Below are 20,865 nucleotides of genomic sequence, written 5' to 3'. Positions count from 1 at the left end.
CAATCGCCGCATGTATCACTGAAAATGTTATGCTATGCACTAATTTTTAACACGCTGGATAAACAATGAGTACCTTAAATTTAGATCTATTAAGTGATTATCTAGACGGTGACCAAAACGAATATGGTTTAGATTTTGCTGCGACTCATGGTTTTTTATGTGCAATTGCAGTAGGTCCTCAGTTTGACCGCTGGTTAGATGAATTATTTGATAACCATCAAAAGAAAGTGCCTGCTGAAATGATTCAGCAGATTAAATTATGGTTAGAGTCGATTCGTCAGAATTTGGCGAATGAAGAAGGAATAGAATTTCCTTTTGAAATTGAAGAAGCGGATGTTGATTCAAGTTTAGGTGACTGGAGCGTGGGGTTTGTCGATGCCATGTTCTTAAACGAAGATGCATGGTTTAGCCCAGAATATGAAGAACAATTGGTCGATTTAACTTTGCCGATTATGGTATTTAGTGGCATTGATGAAGAAGATCCGCAAATGGAATCATTTCGCCGTAATGGTCAATTGATGGATGAACTTGCAGAAGAAATTCCAGATAATTTGAATGAAATCTATTTGATGTATCATACTCCTAATTAACAATAGCTGAAGTGTTGTCTTGGGTTGTTATATCACCGTGGCTCAACCGTACTGTAGCTTGATTCGGCTTTAATCGCGGCTGAGATAGATCAAAAAAGACTGTATAAAAAACACCTCAAATGGAGGTGTTTTTTTGTTTAGGGATTAAAGTCTTTGCTTCTTGGGTTGAAGCAACCAGACTTTACTTTGTGGATTTTGTCCCTTGTTTTGCTGTGCATCTACTGATTGCTGTTTTAACAGTTGAATTTGATAATGCTCAGCGTAAAGCTGTTGAATTTCCAAAGGCTCAACTGAAAAAGGCGGTCCTTCAAAACTATTTTGCTCATATTCGTAGCTAATTAAAAACTGTGGTGCCTGATGCGTCAATTGTGTCAAATGCTGTGCATAGCGATGACGCATTGGTTTGGGTAGGGCAATCAGTGCCGCCCGATCATAAATTGCATCGACTTGTCCCAATTGTGCTGGGCTCAGATCGAAAATATCTCCCACGAAAAGATCAACTTGTGGGTGTGCATAATGAATGAGACGATTTTGTTCTGACATCCTAAAGTCGAAATTAAAATCTTCAGCCAATTGTTGAATTAATGCCACAACTGCAATTTGGCTGAGTTCGATAGCAGCCACTCGAAAACCCTGCTGTATTAACCAGCTAATATCCAGTGTTTTACCACTGAGTGGTACAAAAATACGTGCATTTTGATGTAGTTTTAGCTGTGCAAAATGTTCAAGCATGAGCGGCGTTGGTCTAAACTGATGAAAGCCAATTCGATTTTCCTGCCAACGTTGGTGCCAAAATTCGTGTTGCATATGATTCTCAACGGTTAAAGCTAAAATAGCTGTTTTTAAATTGATACTAGCTTTTCGATTTATAAAACTTCCGGTACAGCCACCAAACACACACAATCATGGCCAATGCCAAAATGACATAACCCACGCGATGCATAATTGCAAACATGAGCTGTTGATTTTCACCAAAATAAAACCCAACACAAGCTAAAAAAGTGGTCCAGATGATGGTTCCCAAACTGCTATACAACATAAATTTTCCAAATGGCATATGACTCATGCCCGCAGGAATACTAATGAGAGAACGTACCGCAGGAATCATACGTCCAAAGAAGACGATACGGTGCCCATATTGCTCAAACCAATCCAGTGCTTTTTGTAAATCTCGTGATTGAATAAACAAGTATTTCCCATAGCGATCAACCCATTTAAACATCAGTTCTCTGGGGATTTTACGTCCAACTCCATATAACAGTGTAGCCGCCAAAATTGAACCGATACTTCCAGCAATAATGACGCCGATAATCTGTAATTGTCCGCGAGATGCAGTATAGCCTGCACTCGGCATAATCACTTCTGAGGGAATAGGGGGAAACACATTATCCATAAACATTAAGAAGGCAATGCCGAGATAGCCTAAGCGTTCTATAATTTGGATGACCCAATTGTCCATATGCTGTTCAATGACAAATAAAATAATTTTATCGATTAAGTTGCTGTTTTTAAATATTTATTATGTAAGCGAGCATTGAGTATCAAGCATCGTCATGATTTTTTGAAGAATATCATTTTCAATAGAATCATTTTAAGTGTTCAATGAACAAAGCCGAGAAGGTGTTAGACTTTCTCGGCTTTAAAAATAGTTTTGTATTTCTAATTCGGGTTATAAACGTTTACGTTTAGCCGCAGCGATTTGGGATTGGCGCATACGAAAACCTTCTTTTTGCTTTTCAGAAGTTTTATCAATACAGTACACACACGACACCCCATGTTCATAACTCGGTTGTGCTGATTCTTCTGGAGTAAGTGGCCAGCCACAGGCATGACATTTAATGTTTTGACCCTCTTCAACGCCGTGTGTAACCGCAGTACGACCATCAAATACAAAGCATTCACCTTCCCAAAGGCTTTCTTCGGCGGGTGTTTCTTCCAAATACTTTAAAATACCGCCTTTGAGATGATAAACCTCGTTAAAACCTTCTTGGAGTAAAAGTGACGTTGATTTTTCACAGCGAATGCCGCCAGTACAAAACATCGCGATTTTTTTATCTTTATGCTGTTCCAGATTTTGTTTCACGTATTCTGGAAATTCGCGGAACGTTTCAGTTTTTGGGTCAATTGCGCCTTTAAAAGTACCTGCTTTATATTCGTAATCATTACGGGTATCAATTAAAATCACATCATCTCGAGCGATCAGTTCATTCCATTGTTTAGGGTCTAGATAGTGACCGACCAAATCACGTGGCTTAACGTCTACGCCAAGTGTCACGATTTCTTTTTTAAGTTTAATTTTCATTTTACGGAACGGTTTTTCCGAGCTTTGCGATTCTTTATATTCCATCGCATGAAAGCCTTCATTCAGCAAGAACTGATGAATGCAATCAATCGCTTGACGGTCACCGGCAACTGTTCCATTAATCCCTTCGCTAGCCACAATCAGAGTTCCACACAGATTGATGGTTTTGACTAAATCCAGAAGTCGTTGCTGTAAATCAGCAGCATCATTCACTTCCTTAAATTGATATAGTGCGGCAACAACCCAATCAGTGGTCGCTGGCTGTTCTACAGGTGCAAGCTGTTCTACAGTAGCGTTCATGGAAAACTCCAAAAGTATAAGAGAAAAATTCAGGCACATATTTTATCCTGAAAATGTAGATTAGGCGAGAAAGCATTACAGTTTATAGGGTTTATTTTGTGAAATGAAAAAGTAGAACTTATAAATGCTTTAGAGCGAATTTGTTTAAAAAATCATAACAGAACAATCGGATCGCGATGATCACCGCACATTTTGATGAAATAATTGTCGTATTTCTATCCAAAATACCAAGTATTGTGGTTAAAATTTTTATGCATACAAGATATAGTATAGCCAATGCTCATTTAAGATTGAATGTTTGAGGAAAAACCATTGAGTGACGAACGTCGTATTCCCACCATTACCCCTTGTGCCGGTCGTTGCTCGACAACGTTTGGTGATAACGTGTGTCGTGGCTGTCGTCGTTTTAATCATGAAATTATTCGCTGGAATACGTTTACCCAAGAGCAGCAATTGGCAATCTGGAAACGACTTGACTCGCAACTGGATCAAATTTTAATCCCCATGTTACCGCATGCCAATTTATTCATGATCATGCAATTTTTACAATCCAAGCGAATCAGATTGCTTGAACATGCAAGCACTGGGCGTAAGCTCTACCATGCGCTAAAGTTGTGTGAGAAAAATAAACATTTGGCTGAAGAAAGTGGACTTGCCATTCAAAGCGATCAAGTTAAACCGTTATGGCAAGAGTTTGAGCGACGGATTCTGTCTTTGGCGCAAGCCAGCTATGATTTCGCATGGTTACGTGCAGACGGCATGCGTAGCCATTTAATGCAAATGGTTGAAGAACATTAAATCTAATATGCTCACTGTAATTTCTGGATGAGTAAGTACATCAGTTTTTTTGTCATTTCAGCATGTTGTACATCAAAACCTTCAACTAAATAACGACTGATCAAACTTTCAATAAAGTTGTATACCAGTTCTACAATAGCCTCAGATTGTTGAAAATTCTGCACTTTAGTGGCAATGAACTGATATATCCATTGTTTATGCGCTTTAGAGACGCGATGCAGCTCATGTGCTTGAGTTGATTCGGCAACAGCCCGAACAAATAGGCAACCTTTAAAATGATTTTGCTGAAACCAGTCGATGTGCCAATCATAAATTTTGTCAATCGCCTCTAAATCCTGAGCTTCGCCCACAAAGCGTTGTAAACTTTGTCTAAATCTTTGATCACGTTGCTGTAGCACTTGCACTACCAGTTGCTGTTTATTTTTAAAATAGTGATACATCGTAGTTTTCGAGCAGCCTGATTCATCCCGAATCAAATCCACACCGACAGCACTAAAACTGTCACGATTAAATAATAGTTCTGCGGTCATTAAAATCTTATCTGCTGCTTTGGACATGAAATTTGACTCTTGATTAAAATAGTACAGATTTGTACTATTTTAAGTCTAACTTGTAGCCACTGCAAAATCAATCAAGGTATTTATCTATGTTTTCAATGTTTATGGGCAAAGAAAAATTAGCTCCTCGACCGCATTATGTAGAGATGCTTCGAAGTTTAATTGGGGGAACATTGAGTATTGCAGCGTTACTTTTTTTGGGGCAATGGTCAGGGCATTTATGGATTATGGCACCATTTGGAGCGACTTGTGTGCTGCTTTATGCGGTATCACAATCACCTTTGGCTCAGCCACGTAACATTATTCTGGGACATTTGGTTTCAGCATTGGTTGGATTGTTGTTTTTAAAACTTTTTGGCACTCATATTCTGAGTATTGCATTGGCAGTGGGCTGTGCAATCGCGGTGATGCAGTTGTTACGCTGTGTACATCCACCTGCGGGTGCAAATCCACTGGTGATTTTACTGACTGCTCAACATATTGATTATTCTTGGAGCTTTTTACTTTTTCCTGTGCTAACTGGTGCTGTGGTTCTGGTCGCAAGTGCATGGCTGGTTAACAATATTGCGAATCAACACAAGTGGCCATTGTATGGCTTGGGCTTTTTACGAAGTAAATAAAAATCCCGAATCTATGAAGTTCGGGATATTTTTAACATTGCTAGTTTGACATTAATATTTAAACATGATGTTGAAGTCGATATTGAACCAGTTCTTCAATCGTAATGACGGTTAAATGATGCGTCTGCGCATAAGCTAGAACTTGAATGCCTGCTGCCATAGTTCCATCAGGATTAGTCAATTCACATAACACGCCAGAAGGTTTTAAACCTGCTAAACGTGCAAGATCAATGGTGGCTTCAGTATGACCGCGTCGAGTTAGAACACCTCCATCACGTGCTCGTAAGGGGAACACATGACCGGGACGGTTGAGGTCACTGGCAACAGCACCTTCCTTAATTGCAGTATGAATGGTGGTGACCCGATCTTGTGCAGAAACACCCGTAGTAACGCCTTGAGCAGCTTCAATGGTTACGGTAAAAGCAGTGTGGAACTGACTCGAGTTATTTTGTACCATCGGTGGTAATTCTAAGTGATCTGCCAGATCTTCGGTTAAGCAAAAACAAACAATGCCTGAACCATCACGAATCATTCGTGCCATGGTTTCCACATTTAAAGTCTCGGCAGCCACGATCAAATCCGCTTCATTTTCGCGGTCAAAATCATCCATGACAATCACAGGTTTGCCTTGACGAATATCGTCTAGTGCTTGTTGAATCCGTTGTTCGGCAGGGGAAAGGGCTGAAAAGAAAATCTCAGCTTGAATTAAACTAGACATATGAAATGCTCTCGTAAAGTTACGGTTAAACATTTCAGGACTGATGCAGAAATAGGGTCGTCACAATAGACCAGCATTGGTCTATTGCTGAACGTCGTCTTCTTTCATCCGGACTATACCGTCGGCTTTGGATTTGCACCAAATCTGCGATTAACTGAGTTCAGTCAAAGGCTCGCGGGCTTACTCTTGAGAGCTTACCGCCGGTGGGGAATTGCACCCCGCCCTGAAGCGATGTGCCAGTATTATAGTCTTTTTCCACTAAAAGATGATATTTTTTATAGAACATTCGGTGCAAAGCTTAGTCTAATTCAGCATAAAAAAAGCCCGCAAATTAAATGCGGGCTTTTCAATATTTTTAAATTTAAGCAACTTGAACTGGTATGCAGTTTGCGGTGTGATTGACCGTATTATCTGGATTTGCATACACCAGACGTGGTTTGTGTGCATTTGCTTCAGCTTCGGTAAAATCACCGAAGGTCGCAATAATCACCAGATCACCCACATCGGCTTGATGCGCTGCACCACCATTCACTGAAATGATACCTGAATGTTCTTCACCACGAATGGCATAAGTGCTAAAACGTTTGCCGTTAGTCACGTTCCAGACATGGATTTCTTCATATTCACGAATCCCTGCCAAATCCATTAATACGCCGTCAATTGCACAAGAACCTTCATAATGAAGTTCGGCATGTGTCACCACTGCACGATGTATTTTGCATTTTAATAAACGAGATAGCATGGTTAGCGTCTCCTGAGTTGACCTAAGCGTATGATCTTATGGTTGAAACGTTGTCTGACTTTTTGAGTCGGCATTTGAATGCGCATTTTGCTCTTAAAAAAAGCTGATGGCAAGCAACAATGTTCAACAAATCAGATTAATTGGGTTTGTAGGCATTGATTTGATTCATTGCCTGAGAAATTTGACCTTCTACCAATAATTTGACTTTGGTTAAGGCATGATGAATTGCATCGTCCATTAGTTGTTGTTCATTTTGAGGTGCTTTGCCCAGTACATGACCAGAAACACGATCTTTTGAACCCGGATGACCAATTCCAATACGTAAACGATGAAAATTTGAACCGATATGCGGCACAATATCGCGTAAACCGTTATGACCACCGTGACCACCCCCTGTTTTAAGGCGTATCACTCCTGGCTCCATATCCAGTTCGTCATGTGCAATCAAAATTGATTCGGGTGAAATCTGATAAAACTTGGCAAAGGGAACGACACTTTGACCGGATCGGTTCATAAAGGTTGTAGGAATGAGTAGACGAACATCGTGTCCTTCTATATTGCCACGGCCTGTATAACCGTTAAATTTAGGGTCTTTTTTAAGAGTAATGCCATATTGATCTGCAAGCTGTTCTACAAACCAGAAGCCTGCATTATGGCGGGGTTGGGCATATTCGGCACCCGGATTGCCCAAACCAACAATTAGCGAAATATTTGACACTAATTTACGCTCAACACCAATTATGCGCGTTTAAAATCTGCGTGCATTGGTGTGTTTTTAGCAGGATGACGTTGTAACGCTTGGATTTTAACGTTTTCAACTTTGTCACCAATTTTGATTTCAACAACTTCTTCAAAGAATGCATTGTTTTCTAATGCTTTTACAACTTCACGAAGTTCTAAAGTTACAGTAACAGGCTCTGCGTCACCACCATAGATGATTGCTGGAACCAATGCTTCACGACGAAGGCGGCGGCTCGCACCTTTCCCTTGCTTGTCTTCAGCACGCGCTTGAGCGTTTAATACGAAATTTGCCATGAGTAAATCCTCATTAAGGTTTAAATAAACTAAACTTGCGACCAGTTTAGTGATAGAAAACCCCAGCCAAAGCCAGGGTTTGAAAAAATCTGCGCGTTATTATAGATAACTATCGAACATTGCGCTAATAGATTCTTCGTTATTAATACGACGAATTGTTTCAGCGACCATTCCTGCAACAGAAACTTGACGAATTTTACCCAGATTTTGCGCATCGACAGAAAGTGGAATAGTATCTGTCACCACTAACTCATCAATGACAGAATTGGTCAGATTTTCAATGGCTTTACCTGAAAGTACAGGGTGAGTTGCATAGGCAACGACACGACGCGCACCAAACTGTTTAAGTGCATCAGCGGCTTTGCACAAGGTACCAGCGGTATCGACCATATCATCGACAATCACGCAATCGCGGTCTTTCACATCACCAATCAAATGCATGACTTGAGACTCATTGGCTTTTTGACGACGCTTGTCGATAATTGCAAGATCAATATCGCCCATTTGTTTGGCTACAGCACGCGCACGAACCACACCGCCTACATCTGGTGAAACCACCATCAGGTTATGGTGCTGTTGTTGACGTAAGTCAGCCAGTAGTGCAGGCGTACCGTAAATGTTATCAACTGGAATATCGAAGAAGCCCTGAATCTGGTCAGCATGCAAGTCGATCATGACAACTCGGTCAATACCTACAGTGGTCAGCATATCTGCGACGACTTTTGCAGTAATTGGAACACGGGTTGAACGAGGACGACGGTCTTGACGTGCATAACCAAAATAAGGAATGACCGCCGTAATACGTCCTGCACTTGCGCGACGTAAAGCATCTGCCATAACCAGAATTTCCATCAGGTTATCATTGGTCGGTGCACAGGTCGGCTGAACAATAAAAACGTCTTTACCACGCACATTTTCAGTAATTTCGACAGTAATTTCACCATCAGAAAATTTACCTACAGCAGCAGCTCCCAATGGGATATGCAAGTGGCTAACAACTTTTTGAGCAAATTGTGGATGAGCAGTTCCACTAAAAACGACAAGATTGGGCATGAAGCACCTGAGCGAGGATTACGTGAAGCAACGCTTCACCCGAGCGCAAGAGGAAAATCGGTGATTGTTCCAATAGGATTAAGCCATGCTTGATCCGAGCGCAAAGGAAAAAGGGTTAATTTTTCCAACGGGTAGTTTAAAAGACAATCTGTTATATGGCAGGGGCGGCTGGATTCGAACCAACGGATGCCGAGATCAAAACCCGGTGCCTTACCACTTGGCGACGCCCCTAATGCGGCAGAACTTTAATGGTTTTAGCTGTTTATGTCAAGAAAATTCAACAAAAAACAGAACAAACGATTGGTCTGACAAAAGGATATTCATGGCAGGGGCGGCTGGATTCGAACCAACGGATGCCGAGATCAAAACCCGGTGCCTTACCACTTGGCGACGCCCCTAATTCGAAATCTGTAATGGCAGGGGCGGCTGGATTCGAACCAACGGATGCCGAGATCAAAACCCGGTGCCTTACCACTTGGCGACGCCCCTAATACAGAAATCTCAGATGTGATTGGCAGGGGCGGCTGGATTCGAACCAACGGATGCCGAGATCAAAACCCGGTGCCTTACCACTTGGCGACGCCCCTATCTTCAAAGTTGAAAATCACACAGTGGAGATTGTTTTAAACTATGAACCACATAAGCTTTACATGGTGAGTTTGCAACAATTTCAGCAATGTTCATTTCAGCATTGACTTCAGTAAAAACACAAGCACCTGTTCCTGTAAGCTTTGCCTGACCAAATTGATCTAAATATTGCATTGCTTCATTTACTTCTGGATATAAACTTCTTGCGACTGGCTCAAAGTTATTTCCAAAGTTAAATGGCTTTAACTGATAGGCGCAAAATGTAGTGGGCTTGGAATCTCTTGTCAATGTTTTTTGTGAAAATAACTGTTGAGTGCTGATAAAACAGTCAGGTTTTAAAATAATGTATTGTTTTTGTTCTAAGTCTATGAATGATAAACGTTCACCAACACCTTCTGCCCATGCATTTTGACCATGTACAAACACGGGAACATCCGCTCCTAACTGTAATCCAAGCTCGGCCAATTGTTGAATATTTAACTGACATTGCCACAGTTGATTAAGCACGATCAGGGTGGTGGCAGCATTAGATGAACCACCGCCTAATCCTGCGCCCATGGGAATATTTTTTTCGATGTGAACTTTTAGACCACACGATTGTGTGGCGTAGGGTTTGATTAACTCTGCTGCACGATAAATCAGATTGTGCTTTAAATCGACTTGCTCCAATCCTGCAATGTGGAGATCCATGCCAGATTGCACTTCGAAACTCATCCAGTCATATAAATCAATCAACTCGAAAATGGTTTGCAATTCATGATAGCCATCTGCGCGGCGGCCTGTGATATGCAAAAACAAATTGAGTTTAGCTGGAGAGGGAACCCGAATCATCATCTTCACTTGGTCTAACGATTTTGAATAACCATTGTAATACGGTTTTCTTTGTTATCTTCAAGTGTCTGCTTTAAAATAAGTTTATTCGGTAGTTTTTGTTCCGCATCATAGCTCAGATCAACATTCCAGCCATCTTCTTGAATATGGTTAATTCGACCATTTGTGTCTTGAGACACTTGAGCTTGTGTGGTGGCTGGTCGGGCTTGTACCCAACTGATAATATGGGTAATTGGGGCTTGCCATCCTGTTGCTCGTTCCAGTAATTCTTCTGGTGTGGCTGCGGTGATCAGCCCTGTTTTTGCGCTATTTAGTGTGACTTTACCATTTTGTCCCTGAATCTGGGTTTTCCCCATACCCAAAATACCAGTCAATTCGATATCAAAATTTTGTTGTTGTTGTGCCCAGCTAAAAAATGCGCTACCTGATTGTTGGGGAGTTCTTACTCCAATCTTGCCTTGTAAATTAAATTGGTTTTCACTTTCAGGCTGTGTGTGCTTCGGCATTTGTGGTTGGCTAAAATGCTGACAACCAGTTAAAAATAGGACACTGGAGCTACATACAGCCAAACATGCTTGGGAAAATTTATTCATAAACTAACTCTTTTTGGTACTTATCGGTAAGATTAATCCATCAAGTTGTTGTAATTGTGGATCATTTGCATGTTTTTGTTTGAGCTGCTGTAACACCTGACTGTATTTATCCAGATCACCTTGCATATATAAGGCTTTGGCGAAACGAATCCCAATATTGACATTGTGACTTAAGTGATACGCTTTCCCCAATGCGTCAGCTGCCGCAGGGAAATCATTTTGTAAAAAAGCGATATAACCGAGGGTATCCAGAATCGACGCTTGTTCAGGTGCATATTCAAGTGCCAATTCAGCATATTCTCTGGCTTCGCCTAGTCGCCGATTTTGCAACGCTAAGGTATAAGCATAGGCATTTAAATAAGTAGGACTATTCGGTTCGATTTGTAACAGTTGCTTCAGCGCGCGATCCAATTTATTTCGATCAATATTAGGATCAAGCATTAAAACTTCAGCATATAGCAGTTCAGGATCATCTGGAATATTTTTAACTGCTTCATCCAGCAGACGAATGGCGGCCTTTTTATTGCCCATTTTTCTCAAAATTTCTGCCTGCGCCTGATATAAAAAACTGGCATGTTGCGGATAGTTGACTCGTTCCTGAGTTAAAAAGCGTAATGCGTCATTCAGGTTTTTCTGGCTTTCAAAAATCGCAACCATATTACGCCTTGAAACCACATAGAGGCTGCCATCAACCAAACGATAATAGGCTTTGGCAGTTTCAAAATGTTGTTTGCGTTCTGCATTTACAGCCAAATAATAATACGCATCATTTTGATATTTGGCTGAATAACGTAGGTCGACCAGATATTGTTCAGCTTTATCATATTGTTTAAGGTCAATACTGGTTAAACCTGCAATAAATTTAGCTTCTTCGGCATCTGGCCAGTCTTTGATAATACTTTTTAGTTTTTCCAGTGCTAATTCTGGCTGATTATTTTTGACCAGAAATCGGGCTTCTGCCAAACGAACTTCCAGATTATCTTTGTGCCGCCGACTGGATTTCGCATACCATTGCTGTGCGCCTTCTAGGTCACCCAGTCCAGTCAATAAATTGGCTTTCATTAAAATAAATCCTGTGACTTTGGGGCGTTTGCGTAATGCCCGATTAATGGTCACAAGTGCTTGATCCAAATCGCCATTTTGGGCTTCCAGACCTGCAATAAGTGCAAGCACAGAGGGATTATTTTTTTCCTTGCTGATATTTAAAATATGCAGTAAGTCGGCACGATCCGTAGGGGATTCTGGGGAAATGCCTGCGACAATTTGTTCTAAATCAGCATTGGGATCAATATTTAAAATTTTGTCCAGCGTATTGGCAGCCAGTTTATATTCATGCGCTTTGAGTGCGATATGCGCCAAATAGAATAGGGCAGGAACATCTTCAGGTTCTTGTGCCACCCAATGTGTAGCTATGTCCAGAGCAGCTTTTGTGTCGTTATATTCAAGTGCAATATCCAGCGCACGCTGTTTTACTTCGGGTGAATTGCTTTTTATAGCCAAGACAGTGTAATTATGAATAGCCGTTGGGATATCATCATAAGCCAGTGCAAACTCGGCAATCATGCTTTGTTTAAGTGCTTCACTATTGAGTGGTGCTGGATGAAAATCAGCCATCGCCCGTACATGTACAGCTGATGCCATGCTCCCTAACAGTAAGAATGTGGTAGAATATTGTCTAAGCGACGTACCGTTAAATCGGCAATTCATTTGACGCAATGTTAGTAATCCATTTTTTCATAATCTAGTATGCTTTTTATGACACCTTTAATGCACAATAGCATAAATTTAGCGAATTGATGATCTGATATGTCCTTCTTTGCATTGGGTGTCAACCATCAAACAGCTTCCGTAGAGTTAAGAGAACAAATCGCTTTTAATGCAGAGCGATTAAGTGTCTTACTTGCCGAGCAACGTCATCACCAGTCTTTAAATGATATGGTGGTGGTCTCAACCTGTAATCGTACTGAAGTGTATGCGATTGCTGATCATGCCGATCAGGTGCTCGACTGGCTTGCCCAATCAAATGATATTGAAGTAAAACAATTACTTCATCATGTTTATCGTTACGAAAACGCGCAAGCAGTTACACATTTGATGCGGGTCGCGAGTGGGCTTGATTCGCTGATGCTGGGAGAGCCGCAGATTTTAGGGCAGGTCAAAAGTGCGCTGAATCTGTCTAAAGAAGCACAGACGATTTCCCCAGATTTAAACCGAATTTTTGAATACGCTTTTTATGCTGCGAAACGGGTTCGTACTGAAACAGCAGTAGGTAGCCATGCGGTTTCGATGGGCTATTCAGTTGCGCAGTTGGCTTTGCAGGTGTTTAGCCATCCTGAACAGTTGACCGTGATGGTGGTGGCAGCAGGCGAAATGAATAGCTTGGTGGCCAAGCATCTGGCTGAAATGGGCGTTGCGAAAATGATTATTTGTAATCGTAGTCGTGAACGTGCTGAACATTTGTCGCAGGAAATTGCGCAGCAAGTGGATGTCGAGATTATTGAATTTAATCAGTTGGCAGACCATTTACATCGGGCAGATGTGGTATCGAGTTGTACGGGCAGTTTACATCAAGTCATTCATTATAAAGATGTGCGTGCAGCTTTAAAAAAACGACGCTACAAACAGATGTTAATGGTGGATTTGGCTGTACCCCGTGATATCGATCCCAAAGTTGAAAGTCTGGATGGCGTTTATTTGTATGGGGTGGATGACCTACAAAGCGTTATAGATGAAAATCTGGCACAACGTCGACAGGCTGCTGTTGAGGCGGAAGTCATGGTCAATCAGTTGGCAACGCAACTGGTGACCCAGCAAAAAATCCAGCAAGCGGGGAGTACCATTCATGCCTATAGAGAACAAAGTGAAGCGCAAACTCAGCTAGAGTTAGAGCGAGCACTTGAGGCTTTAAAAACAGGCAAGCACCCTGAAGATGTACTAAAAAACTTTGCACATCGCTTAACCCAGAAAATGCTACATCCGACTTCAATTTTACTGCGTGAAGCCGCACAAAATGAAAGTCCTGATTATTTTGAATGGATGCAAAACCAATTGGCAGAGGTTTTTGCCAATGAGCGCAAACCCAAAAAATAATCAGTTTAAGATAACAATCTTAAGCCAATTTGTTTGGTTAATTCATTGAGCTGTTGACGCAAATTGCGTGATTCCAAAAGAGAAATGGGTGCTTTAAGTTTTTGACGTAAGTATTTTTCCTGCAAACCCAGTGAGTATTCTTTCGCGAGTTTGTCTGCAATTTCAGGGGCTTGTGTCAGGCTTTCAATATTGGTTCTTTGCATGATATCTGCAATTTCATGGCAATAAGCACTACATGCACCCAAAACATAATAGGTTGCCAATTCCTGATCATCAGGTAATTCATCAAAAACACGATCCAGAATCGCTAGAATTTTGCTGAGCAATTCATTGGCATCAATCACAGCACGTAAAGCTTCAAAATGGATATATAAATAAGGATGGTGCATCAAAATGGCGATGGCAAAATCTTCATCTTTGGTTTGGATATTAAATGACAAAGAGGCATCGTGACTGATTTGCGGTGTCCATTTACGTCCTAAACCTAGTTTTTCCCGAAATGATTGGGTGAGCAAATAACGATATGAGCCATGTTTAGGAAGTAGCTCGGTAAGCTCCTTGAGCTCACCCATGACCAGACTTTTACCTTCTGGACTGGAAATATCGTGTTGTCCTGTTAAATGGGCAAAAACAAAATCGGACAATAACGGTGCTTGATCCAGTAACCGATTAAAACTTTCCAGACCTTCACGACGAATCAATGAATCTGGATCATGTTCATTGGGCAGCACAAAAAACTTGAGTTCACGACCATCATTTAAGAGGGGTAGTGCAATTTCCAGTGTTCGTCTGGCTGCTTTTTGCCCTGCGGCATCACCATCAAAGGCAATGGTAATTCTTGGATTTTGTTTAAATAAAGTATTCAGATGATCTGCATTACTGGCGGTTCCGAGTGTTGCCACTGCGCCATAGACGCCATATTGTTGTAAGGCAATCACATCCATGTAGCCTTCGACCATCAACCAGTCATGGGCTTTGAGTTTTCGCCCTTCATAAAGCCCATAAAGCAACTGATTCTTATGAAAAATATCTGAATCTGGTGAGTTAATATATTTGGGTTTAATGTCATCATTTAGCGCCCGACCACCAAAACCGACCACCCGACCTTTTGCATCACGAATCGGAAAAATCACGCGCTCACGCAGTAAATCAAAATCTCGTCCGTTATCGCTTGAACGAATTAAGCCGACTTTTTTAAGACCATCAATGTCCTGTGGAAAGGCTTTTTCCAAATGTTGCCAATCTTCAGGTGCATAACCTAAACGCCAAAATTGAATCGTGTCAGCGCTGAGTCCACGTTGTTTAAAATAGGCCTGTGCTTTTTTACTGTGTGGAAGTTGCCGTTCATAAAACTGGGCAACATTTTCCAGTAGGTCGTATAAATTTCCCTCTTGCGGTATTTCTTCAAATGCTGAAAACGAAACATCAAACTGGGCAAAAGGATCATCAAAATAGTTGGGCATCTCAATATTGGATGCATCGGCAAAAGCTTGATCTGGATCTTGTTGTGTGACGTAGGGGGATGCAATTTCAGGTGCTGAAATCGCTTTGGGTTCAATTTTTTGTGGTGTACGTTTGTAAGAGAGTTTTTTATGGTCAAAGTTATCTTGAGGTAATTCGATTCCTGCTTTGCTGGAAAGTTCTTTCATGACATCAATAAAATTACGGCTATCAATGTCCATCAAAAAGCGAATGGCATTGCCATTGGCCTGACAGCCAAAACAGTGGTAATAGCCTTTGTCACGATACACATGAAAAGATGGTGTTTTTTCCTGATGGAACGGGCAACAGCCCGAATAGCTTCGTCCGGTTTTTTTCAGCTTGACCCGTTGACCAATCAGTTCGACCAGATCAGTACGATCCAGAATTTGATCAATCGTGTGTTGAGGAATCGCCATAATCAAAAATACCGTGTCGGATCAGGGGTGAAAATAATATTGTTGTGCTTAAGATGACTTTACATGATGCAGTCATATGCAAGTGATTTCAATGCAATAAAAATGAAAAAAGGCAAGTTCTTTAAACTTGCCTTACTGTGCAGCCATCAAATTTTAGTTGGCAGCATCATCTTCATTGCTTTCAGGGGCAACTGTTTCTGGTACAACGCTGGTACGTGGAACAAATTGTTGGGTCGGTGGTGCTGCCACTGGTGCAACTGGTTGAGCAGGTTTATCTAGTAAACCAAAGCTTAAACGATTGGTCAGACTGCGTTGCTCAGTGGTATTGTCCGATGCTGTCGTTTCAACACCAGATGTTTTTGCACTACGACCTAAAATGCCTAAAGTCGCACGGTTCCACCAGCTTCCTTCATGGCGCGCAGCACGTAAATCAACCTTGCCATTGGATTTGACTAACTCTGGGTAGTTGAGTTTTAAAACATCTGTATATTGTTGTGAGGTGGCTTTATCACCGACTTGATCATAGGCATAAGCGAGAGTTGCCAATGCTTCTGGAACCTGTGGAGTTTGCGGGTAATGTTCAACCACCCATTGCGCACGTTCTGCTGCTGCAAGCCAAGCTTTACGTTTTAAATTAAAACGCGCCACATTAATTTCGTTTTCGGACAGCTCTTGCTGAATGTATTTCATGCGCTGTGCTGCATCGACTGCGTATTCACTGCTAGGAAAGCGACGAATAAAATCAACAAAGTTTTGATAAGCCAGTTTTAAATAACTGACATCACGATGCGACTGTTGCAATGAGGTATAACGCAACAAGCTATCGTAATTGAGTTCCATGTTGGATACGCCGCGTACATAGTAGGCATAATCGACATTTCGATGTTGTGGATTTAAGCGAATAAAACGTTCAGCCAGTGCAATGGCACCTTCATAATCTTTTTGTTGGAATTTAACGTAAAGAAGCTCAAGTTGCGCTTGTTGTGCATATTGACCTGTAGGATAATAAGTATCAATCGCTTCTAAAGATTTTGCCGCATCTGAATATTGCTTACGATCGAGTGACTTTTCTGCTTTTTCAATATACACGAGTTCACTTGACTTAGGCCCAGTATCGACTACTTCTTTTTTTGGATTACTGCTACAACCCACCATTGCAGTCGCTACGCCAAGAGAAAGGGCAAGCATGGTAATCTTATAATTTGGTAGCGACATAAAAACTCCTCTGTTATATACGGGCAATGAGCTACAATTGCGCTATTAAACCACTTTTATCACTTTGAGCAAATGACTTCAGCACAATCTTCTAATTCCAATCTCTCAGAAACAGACTTCAATCTACTCGAAGATTCTGAGGATGCAGATAATCATAATTCTGACTCAACTGCAACACGTTTATCGTTGCAAGAACAGCTTGATGAAACATATTTAGGGCAACGCATTGATCAGGTTGCGGCCACTGTCTGGAGTGACTTTTCCAGAGAACGCCTCAAGCAATGGATGAAAGACGGTCATTTGTTGGTGAATGGTAACATCGTTAAGCCAAAATACCGTTGTGAAGGTAACGAATTACTGACCTTAAATGTTGAGCTTGAAGCTCAGACCACCAGCCAACCAGAAAATATCCCACTTGATATTGTTTATGAAGACGATGATATTTTAGTGATTAATAAACCTGTGGGCATGGTGGTACATCCTGGTGCAGGCAATAGCTCGGGAACACTGGTCAATGCTTTGCTCTATCATTATCCAAAATCGGCAGAACTGGCGCGGGCAGGTCTGGTGCATCGAATTGACAAAGACACCAGTGGTTTATTGGTGGTTGCCAAAAATCTGGAGGCCCAGTTTTCGTTAAGTAAACAACTGGCGGATAAATCGGTTTATCGAATTTATGATTTAATTGTGTATGGCAATATTGTGGCGGGTGGCACGATTGATGAACCGATTAAACGTCATCCAGTTGATCGTATTAAAATGGCGATTCTTCCGGGCGGACGGGATGCGGTAACGCATTATAATGTCAAAGAACGCTTCCAAAACTTTACTCGCGTACAGGCACAGCTTGAAACAGGACGAACCCATCAGATTCGTGTACATTTTAGCTATATCGGTCATGGACTGGTGGGCGATTCTGTGTATATGAATCGAGTTCGTGTGCCAGCAGGCGCAAGCGAGCGTTTAAATATTACTTTACGTGCATTTAAACGTCAGGCACTGCATGCTTCTAAATTGGGATTGGTGCATCCACGTACTCGTGAAGAGATGATGTTTGAAGCAGCGTGGCCAGACGATTTTAATTATTTGGTTGAAGTCTTACGTCAGGACAATGCTGCTTATTAAAATAAGGATTGGTTCATGAATTTTGTGCAAGGTTTACCGCAAGGTGTTTATGTGGGACAGACCACCATTCAGCATGCACAAGCGTTAGCGAGTGAGCATCCTGAACTGGCTGGATTTAATCTGGCTTTGCATGTCAATGACGATCCTAGGCGCGTTCAGCAACATCGAATGATGTTGTTAAATGCGTTTGCAGAATATGGGGTGGATAAAATCACATGGATGACGCAAACCCATAGCACTATTTGTCATACGGTGAACCAGCAGATCACTTTTGATGCTTTAATGGGTGATGGTTTAGTTACTCAAACCCAAGGTCATGCGCTCATGATGATGACCGCCGATTGTTTGCCTGTGGTTTTGGGCAATCGGGAAGGGACTGAGGTTGCCAATTTACATGCAGGCTGGCGTGGTCTGGCGGGTGGAATAATTGAAAATACCATTGAAGCCATGCAAAGTGGTGCAACATGGGCATGGTTAGGTGCTGCAATTAGTCAGCCGTGTTTTGAAGTGGGTCTAGATGTCAAAGATGCTTTTTGTGTGAAATATCCTGCACTGGCGTTGGCATTTGAACAAGGCAAACAGGATGATAAGTTTTATGCAGACCTTTATGCGATTGCCGCTTATATCTTGGAACAACAGGGTGTAGAACTGATACTGGGCGGCGATCAATGTTCTTACCGCCAGCAACACGAATACTATTCTTATCGGCGTAATGCCAAAACGGGACGCATGGCGACATTCGTTTTTATCCGATAAAAGTGGTAAACTTTCGAAGTACTATCAGTTTAATTTATTTATGACACTGCCCAAAAAATCGCTTTGCATTGTTTATCATAGTCCGTATGGACATACTGCCAAAGTTGCCCAATACATCGCTCAAGGTGCTGAACAAGCAGGTGCAGAAGTACATCTGATATCTGTAGCTGCTCCGCAATGGGAGGTATTGGATCAGGCTGATGCAATTGTCATGGGTTGTCCGACTTATATGGGCAGTTTAACTTCTGCTTTGAAGCAGTTTATGGAAGATTCTTCCAAGCGTTGGTTGGCAAGAACATGGCAAGGCAAACTTGCTGCTGGCTTTACCAACGGAGGTGGCTTGAGTGGCGATAAACTCGCAGTATTGCAACAAATTAATCTATTTGCGATGCAGCATGGCATGATCTGGGCTGGTTTGCCGTTTATGCCAACAGGTCGGAGTTCACTTGATATCAATCGAATGTCGAGTTTTTTAGGCTTGATGACCCAGTCGGACAATGCCAGCGTTGAAATTACACCACCCGAAGGGGATCTGGAAACGGCGAGAAAGTTTGGGAAATATTTGGCTGAACTGTTATATCGTTTGCATTAAGCACTTTTAAAGTAAAAAGTCTCAATTTTGAGACTTTTTTTGTATGTTTTATTTGTGCATCAACCGTGCCTTATCTCTCTGCCAGTCGCGGTCTTTTTCTGTAGCACGTTTATCATGCAACTGTTTACCTTTAACCAACGCAATTTCCAGTTTGACCAAATGACCTTTCCAGTAACAGGCTAAAGGTACGCAAGAATAACCCTTTTGATTGACTGCGCCCATCAGTTGTTCGATTTGTCTACGCGACAACAATAATTTACGGGTACGTGTCGATTCCGCAACAACATGGGTTGAGGCAGAAAGCAAAGGTTGAATCTGTGCACCAAACAAATAAGCTTCGCTATTTTTAAAAATAATATAACTTTCAGATAATGTCATACGCCCAGCACGCAGGGATTTGACTTCCCAACCTTGTAAAGCCATACCTGCTTCAAATTTTTCTTCAATAAAATAATCGTGACGCGCACGTTTGTTTTGTGCGATGGTGCCGCCGTTATTTTTTTTAACTACTACTGCTTTCGCCATAATCTTAAAATTCCAAAGTTGAGCCTATTGTGCCTGAAACAGCGACTGAGGTGAAGTTTTTTCATTTTAATCCGTTGGCTTATTGATGGGACGTCTTCGCTAAGAAATCAAGATTTGCTAGAATATATCCCTCAGAAAATAAACTAGAGTACAACTGGATGACTAAAACACGTGTTATCTATCCGGGAACATTTGACCCTATCACTAATGGACATATTGATTTGGTCACTCGAGCCTCGCGAATGTTTGATGAAGTCGTGGTTGCCATTGCGATTGGACACCATAAGAACCCAGTCTTTAGTTTAGAAGAACGTGTGGCTTTAGCCAAAGCCTCCCTAAGCCATTTATCTAACGTTGAGTTTGTTGGATTCGATGGACTTTTGGTCAATTTTTTCCGTGAACAAAATGCCACTGCGGTATTACGTGGTTTACGTGCAGTATCTGACTTTGAATATGAGTTTCAATTGGCCAATATGAACCGTCAGCTTGATTCACATTTTGAAGCAGTGTTTTTAACACCATCGGAACAATATTCTTTTATTTCATCGACTCTGGTTCGTGAAATTGCACGTTTAAGAGGCGATGTCGCCAAGTTTGTGCCACAGGCCGTTGTCGATGCCTTTGAGCGCAAACATCAACAAGGTTGGTAATGTGTCATTAATTATTACTGAAGAATGCATCAACTGTGATGTCTGTGAACCAGTTTGCCCCAATGAAGCCATTTTTATGGGCGATGTGATTTACGAGATTCATCCAGACTTATGTACTGAATGTGTGGGACATTTCGATGAACCGCAATGTCAGTTATTTTGTCCTGTCGATTGCATTCCCAAAGACCCTGCTCATGTCGAAACACATGATGAGTTGCTGCAAAAGTATCAAAAATTAATTGATCAAAAAAGCACGAGCAATTAGGTCAAATCTTTGCTACTATGCG

24 protein-coding genes, 4 tRNA genes and 1 riboswitch are annotated in these 20,865 nt (G+C 41.6%); of the genes, 9 read left to right on the top strand and 19 right to left on the bottom strand.

Going from position 1 to position 20,865, the window contains the following annotated elements; genetic code table 11:
- The first annotated feature begins 65 nt into the window (after nt 1–65).
- Nucleotides 66–590 carry a YecA/YgfB family protein gene (locus E0D95_RS07320; RefSeq protein ID WP_130803267.1) on the top strand — a complete coding sequence of 175 codons (525 nt, stop codon included), beginning with the start codon at nt 66–68 and terminating at the stop codon, nt 588–590.
- A 144-nt stretch (nt 591–734) separates the two neighbouring features.
- Here the strand turns inward: E0D95_RS07320 and tmpT are convergent, their stop codons facing one another.
- The 3 genes from tmpT to E0D95_RS07305 form a co-directional block, all read right to left on the bottom strand.
- On the bottom strand, nt 735–1,397 hold the full coding sequence (tmpT, locus tag E0D95_RS07315) for a thiopurine S-methyltransferase (protein ID WP_130803266.1): 663 nt from the start codon (nt 1,395–1,397) through the stop codon (nt 735–737).
- A 46-nt stretch (nt 1,398–1,443) separates the two neighbouring features.
- Nucleotides 1,444–2,049: a DedA family protein gene (locus E0D95_RS07310; RefSeq protein WP_130803265.1), complete on the bottom strand. Its 606-nt coding sequence runs from the start codon at nt 2,047–2,049 to the stop codon at nt 1,444–1,446.
- A gap of 210 nt (nt 2,050–2,259) precedes the next feature.
- Complete coding sequence (locus E0D95_RS07305; protein ID WP_130803264.1) at nt 2,260–3,192, bottom strand: oxygen-dependent tRNA uridine(34) hydroxylase TrhO; 933 nt, start codon at nt 3,190–3,192, stop codon at nt 2,260–2,262.
- Nucleotides 3,193–3,504: 312 nt separating this feature from the next.
- On the opposite strand from E0D95_RS07305, the gene E0D95_RS07300 reads away from it, so the two are divergent.
- The gene (locus E0D95_RS07300) at nt 3,505–3,990 is read left to right on the top strand and encodes a DUF1289 domain-containing protein (protein WP_130803263.1); all 486 of its coding nucleotides are present in this window, start codon (nt 3,505–3,507) and stop codon (nt 3,988–3,990) included.
- A gap of 11 nt (nt 3,991–4,001) precedes the next feature.
- Here E0D95_RS07300 and E0D95_RS07295 read toward each other — a convergent pair whose 3' ends face one another.
- Entirely contained in the window at nt 4,002–4,547 is a 546-nt protein-coding gene (locus E0D95_RS07295; RefSeq protein WP_130803262.1) for a TetR/AcrR family transcriptional regulator, read from the bottom strand.
- Between the two features lie 89 nt (nt 4,548–4,636).
- On the opposite strand from E0D95_RS07295, the gene E0D95_RS07290 reads away from it, so the two are divergent.
- Nucleotides 4,637–5,167 (top strand): HPP family protein, encoded by a 531-nt coding sequence (locus E0D95_RS07290; protein WP_130803261.1) that lies wholly within the window; start codon nt 4,637–4,639, stop codon nt 5,165–5,167.
- 58 nt (nt 5,168–5,225) lie between these two features.
- On the opposite strand, the gene ribB is transcribed toward E0D95_RS07290, so the two are convergent.
- The 12 genes from ribB to E0D95_RS07230 all read right to left on the bottom strand — a co-directional run bounded on the left by ribB (nt 5,226) and on the right by E0D95_RS07230 (nt 12,434).
- Nucleotides 5,226–5,885 (bottom strand): 3,4-dihydroxy-2-butanone-4-phosphate synthase, encoded by a 660-nt coding sequence (gene ribB / locus E0D95_RS07285; protein ID WP_130803260.1) that lies wholly within the window; start codon nt 5,883–5,885, stop codon nt 5,226–5,228.
- A 92-nt stretch (nt 5,886–5,977) separates the two neighbouring features.
- Nucleotides 5,978–6,119: riboswitch (FMN riboswitch) on the bottom strand.
- Between the two features lie 127 nt (nt 6,120–6,246).
- Nucleotides 6,247–6,627, bottom strand: a complete 381-nt coding sequence (gene panD / locus E0D95_RS07280; protein WP_130803259.1) for an aspartate 1-decarboxylase — start codon at nt 6,625–6,627, stop codon at nt 6,247–6,249.
- A 136-nt stretch (nt 6,628–6,763) separates the two neighbouring features.
- On the bottom strand, nt 6,764–7,345 hold the full coding sequence (gene pth, locus E0D95_RS07275; protein ID WP_130803258.1) for an aminoacyl-tRNA hydrolase: 582 nt from the start codon (nt 7,343–7,345) through the stop codon (nt 6,764–6,766).
- A 20-nt stretch (nt 7,346–7,365) separates the two neighbouring features.
- Nucleotides 7,366–7,662 carry a 50S ribosomal protein L25 gene (gene rplY, locus E0D95_RS07270; RefSeq protein ID WP_130803257.1) on the bottom strand — a complete coding sequence of 99 codons (297 nt, stop codon included), beginning with the start codon at nt 7,660–7,662 and terminating at the stop codon, nt 7,366–7,368.
- Nucleotides 7,663–7,761: 99 nt separating this feature from the next.
- Nucleotides 7,762–8,715: a ribose-phosphate pyrophosphokinase gene (locus E0D95_RS07265; RefSeq protein ID WP_130803256.1), complete on the bottom strand. Its 954-nt coding sequence runs from the start codon at nt 8,713–8,715 to the stop codon at nt 7,762–7,764.
- Between the two features lie 156 nt (nt 8,716–8,871).
- Nucleotides 8,872–8,946 (bottom strand) — tRNA-Gln (locus E0D95_RS07260).
- Nucleotides 8,947–9,038: 92 nt separating this feature from the next.
- A tRNA-Gln gene (locus tag E0D95_RS07255) sits at nt 9,039–9,113 on the bottom strand.
- Between the two features lie 16 nt (nt 9,114–9,129).
- Nucleotides 9,130–9,204, bottom strand: a tRNA-Gln gene (locus tag E0D95_RS07250).
- A gap of 23 nt (nt 9,205–9,227) precedes the next feature.
- A tRNA-Gln gene (locus E0D95_RS07245) sits at nt 9,228–9,302 on the bottom strand.
- Nucleotides 9,303–9,306: 4 nt separating this feature from the next.
- Nucleotides 9,307–10,134, bottom strand: coding sequence for a 4-(cytidine 5'-diphospho)-2-C-methyl-D-erythritol kinase (ispE, locus tag E0D95_RS07240; RefSeq protein WP_130803255.1), 828 nt, complete (start codon nt 10,132–10,134; stop codon nt 9,307–9,309).
- A gap of 14 nt (nt 10,135–10,148) precedes the next feature.
- Entirely contained in the window at nt 10,149–10,727 is a 579-nt protein-coding gene (gene lolB, locus E0D95_RS07235; protein ID WP_130803254.1) for a lipoprotein insertase outer membrane protein LolB, read from the bottom strand.
- Between the two features lie 3 nt (nt 10,728–10,730).
- Nucleotides 10,731–12,434, bottom strand: coding sequence for a tetratricopeptide repeat protein (locus E0D95_RS07230; protein WP_130804855.1), 1,704 nt, complete (start codon nt 12,432–12,434; stop codon nt 10,731–10,733).
- A 99-nt stretch (nt 12,435–12,533) separates the two neighbouring features.
- On the opposite strand from E0D95_RS07230, the gene hemA reads away from it, so the two are divergent.
- The gene (hemA, locus tag E0D95_RS07225) at nt 12,534–13,817 is read left to right on the top strand and encodes a glutamyl-tRNA reductase (RefSeq protein WP_130803253.1); all 1,284 of its coding nucleotides are present in this window, start codon (nt 12,534–12,536) and stop codon (nt 13,815–13,817) included.
- A 5-nt stretch (nt 13,818–13,822) separates the two neighbouring features.
- Here hemA and E0D95_RS07220 read toward each other — a convergent pair whose 3' ends face one another.
- Together E0D95_RS07220 and E0D95_RS07215 are read right to left on the bottom strand one after the other, a co-directional pair.
- Nucleotides 13,823–15,715, bottom strand: a complete 1,893-nt coding sequence (locus E0D95_RS07220; protein WP_130803252.1) for a DNA primase — start codon at nt 15,713–15,715, stop codon at nt 13,823–13,825.
- Between the two features lie 153 nt (nt 15,716–15,868).
- Complete coding sequence (locus E0D95_RS07215) at nt 15,869–16,930, bottom strand: outer membrane protein assembly factor BamD (RefSeq protein WP_130803251.1); 1,062 nt, start codon at nt 16,928–16,930, stop codon at nt 15,869–15,871.
- A gap of 72 nt (nt 16,931–17,002) precedes the next feature.
- Between E0D95_RS07215 and rluD the strand changes: the two genes are divergently transcribed.
- From rluD to E0D95_RS07200, 3 genes are read left to right on the top strand one after another with little or no spacing between them, the layout of a single operon-like run.
- Nucleotides 17,003–18,055 (top strand): 23S rRNA pseudouridine(1911/1915/1917) synthase RluD, encoded by a 1,053-nt coding sequence (gene rluD, locus E0D95_RS07210; protein ID WP_130803250.1) that lies wholly within the window; start codon nt 17,003–17,005, stop codon nt 18,053–18,055.
- Between the two features lie 15 nt (nt 18,056–18,070).
- Complete coding sequence (pgeF, locus tag E0D95_RS07205) at nt 18,071–18,811, top strand: peptidoglycan editing factor PgeF (RefSeq protein WP_130803249.1); 741 nt, start codon at nt 18,071–18,073, stop codon at nt 18,809–18,811.
- A gap of 40 nt (nt 18,812–18,851) precedes the next feature.
- The gene (locus E0D95_RS07200) at nt 18,852–19,403 is read left to right on the top strand and encodes a flavodoxin family protein (protein WP_130803248.1); all 552 of its coding nucleotides are present in this window, start codon (nt 18,852–18,854) and stop codon (nt 19,401–19,403) included.
- A gap of 48 nt (nt 19,404–19,451) precedes the next feature.
- Here the strand turns inward: E0D95_RS07200 and smpB are convergent, their stop codons facing one another.
- Nucleotides 19,452–19,928 carry an SsrA-binding protein SmpB gene (smpB, locus tag E0D95_RS07195; protein ID WP_130803247.1) on the bottom strand — a complete coding sequence of 159 codons (477 nt, stop codon included), beginning with the start codon at nt 19,926–19,928 and terminating at the stop codon, nt 19,452–19,454.
- 158 nt (nt 19,929–20,086) lie between these two features.
- Here smpB and coaD point away from each other — a divergent pair, with 158 nt between their 5' ends.
- On the top strand, nt 20,087–20,578 hold the full coding sequence (coaD, locus tag E0D95_RS07190) for a pantetheine-phosphate adenylyltransferase (RefSeq protein ID WP_130803246.1): 492 nt from the start codon (nt 20,087–20,089) through the stop codon (nt 20,576–20,578).
- Between the two features lies 1 nt (nt 20,579).
- Entirely contained in the window at nt 20,580–20,843 is a 264-nt protein-coding gene (locus E0D95_RS07185) for a YfhL family 4Fe-4S dicluster ferredoxin (RefSeq protein WP_130803245.1), read from the top strand.
- The last annotated feature ends 22 nt before the right edge of the window (nt 20,844–20,865 follow it).

Origin of the sequence: Acinetobacter ihumii (assembly GCF_900625095.1) — a bacterium.
Classification (GTDB): domain Bacteria; phylum Pseudomonadota; class Gammaproteobacteria; order Pseudomonadales; family Moraxellaceae; genus Acinetobacter; species Acinetobacter ihumii.
The sequence above is the reverse complement of the archived record's forward strand: the minus strand, read 5'-3'. Positions and strand labels throughout refer to the sequence as shown.

Coding starts and splice junctions, on each gene's coding strand:
- E0D95_RS07295 (WP_130803262.1), bottom strand. CDS start 4,547: ATGTCCAAAGCAGCAGATAAGATTTTAATGACCGCAGAACTATTATTT.
- pgeF (WP_130803249.1), top strand. CDS start 18,071: ATGAATTTTGTGCAAGGTTTACCGCAAGGTGTTTATGTGGGACAGACC.
- E0D95_RS07230 (WP_130804855.1), bottom strand. CDS start 12,434: ATGAATTGCCGATTTAACGGTACGTCGCTTAGACAATATTCTACCACA.
- E0D95_RS07320 (WP_130803267.1), top strand. CDS start 66: ATGAGTACCTTAAATTTAGATCTATTAAGTGATTATCTAGACGGTGAC.
- panD (WP_130803259.1), bottom strand. CDS start 6,627: ATGCTATCTCGTTTATTAAAATGCAAAATACATCGTGCAGTGGTGACA.
- smpB (WP_130803247.1), bottom strand. CDS start 19,928: ATGGCGAAAGCAGTAGTAGTTAAAAAAAATAACGGCGGCACCATCGCA.
- E0D95_RS07200 (WP_130803248.1), top strand. CDS start 18,852: ATGACACTGCCCAAAAAATCGCTTTGCATTGTTTATCATAGTCCGTAT.
- lolB (WP_130803254.1), bottom strand. CDS start 10,727: ATGAATAAATTTTCCCAAGCATGTTTGGCTGTATGTAGCTCCAGTGTC.
- E0D95_RS07265 (WP_130803256.1), bottom strand. CDS start 8,715: ATGCCCAATCTTGTCGTTTTTAGTGGAACTGCTCATCCACAATTTGCT.
- hemA (WP_130803253.1), top strand. CDS start 12,534: ATGTCCTTCTTTGCATTGGGTGTCAACCATCAAACAGCTTCCGTAGAG.
- E0D95_RS07215 (WP_130803251.1), bottom strand. CDS start 16,930: ATGTCGCTACCAAATTATAAGATTACCATGCTTGCCCTTTCTCTTGGC.
- coaD (WP_130803246.1), top strand. CDS start 20,087: ATGACTAAAACACGTGTTATCTATCCGGGAACATTTGACCCTATCACT.
- E0D95_RS07305 (WP_130803264.1), bottom strand. CDS start 3,192: ATGAACGCTACTGTAGAACAGCTTGCACCTGTAGAACAGCCAGCGACC.
- E0D95_RS07220 (WP_130803252.1), bottom strand. CDS start 15,715: ATGGCGATTCCTCAACACACGATTGATCAAATTCTGGATCGTACTGAT.
- rluD (WP_130803250.1), top strand. CDS start 17,003: ATGACTTCAGCACAATCTTCTAATTCCAATCTCTCAGAAACAGACTTC.
- E0D95_RS07290 (WP_130803261.1), top strand. CDS start 4,637: ATGTTTTCAATGTTTATGGGCAAAGAAAAATTAGCTCCTCGACCGCAT.
- ribB (WP_130803260.1), bottom strand. CDS start 5,885: ATGTCTAGTTTAATTCAAGCTGAGATTTTCTTTTCAGCCCTTTCCCCT.
- rplY (WP_130803257.1), bottom strand. CDS start 7,662: ATGGCAAATTTCGTATTAAACGCTCAAGCGCGTGCTGAAGACAAGCAA.
- ispE (WP_130803255.1), bottom strand. CDS start 10,134: ATGATTCGGGTTCCCTCTCCAGCTAAACTCAATTTGTTTTTGCATATC.
- tmpT (WP_130803266.1), bottom strand. CDS start 1,397: ATGCAACACGAATTTTGGCACCAACGTTGGCAGGAAAATCGAATTGGC.
- E0D95_RS07310 (WP_130803265.1), bottom strand. CDS start 2,049: ATGGACAATTGGGTCATCCAAATTATAGAACGCTTAGGCTATCTCGGC.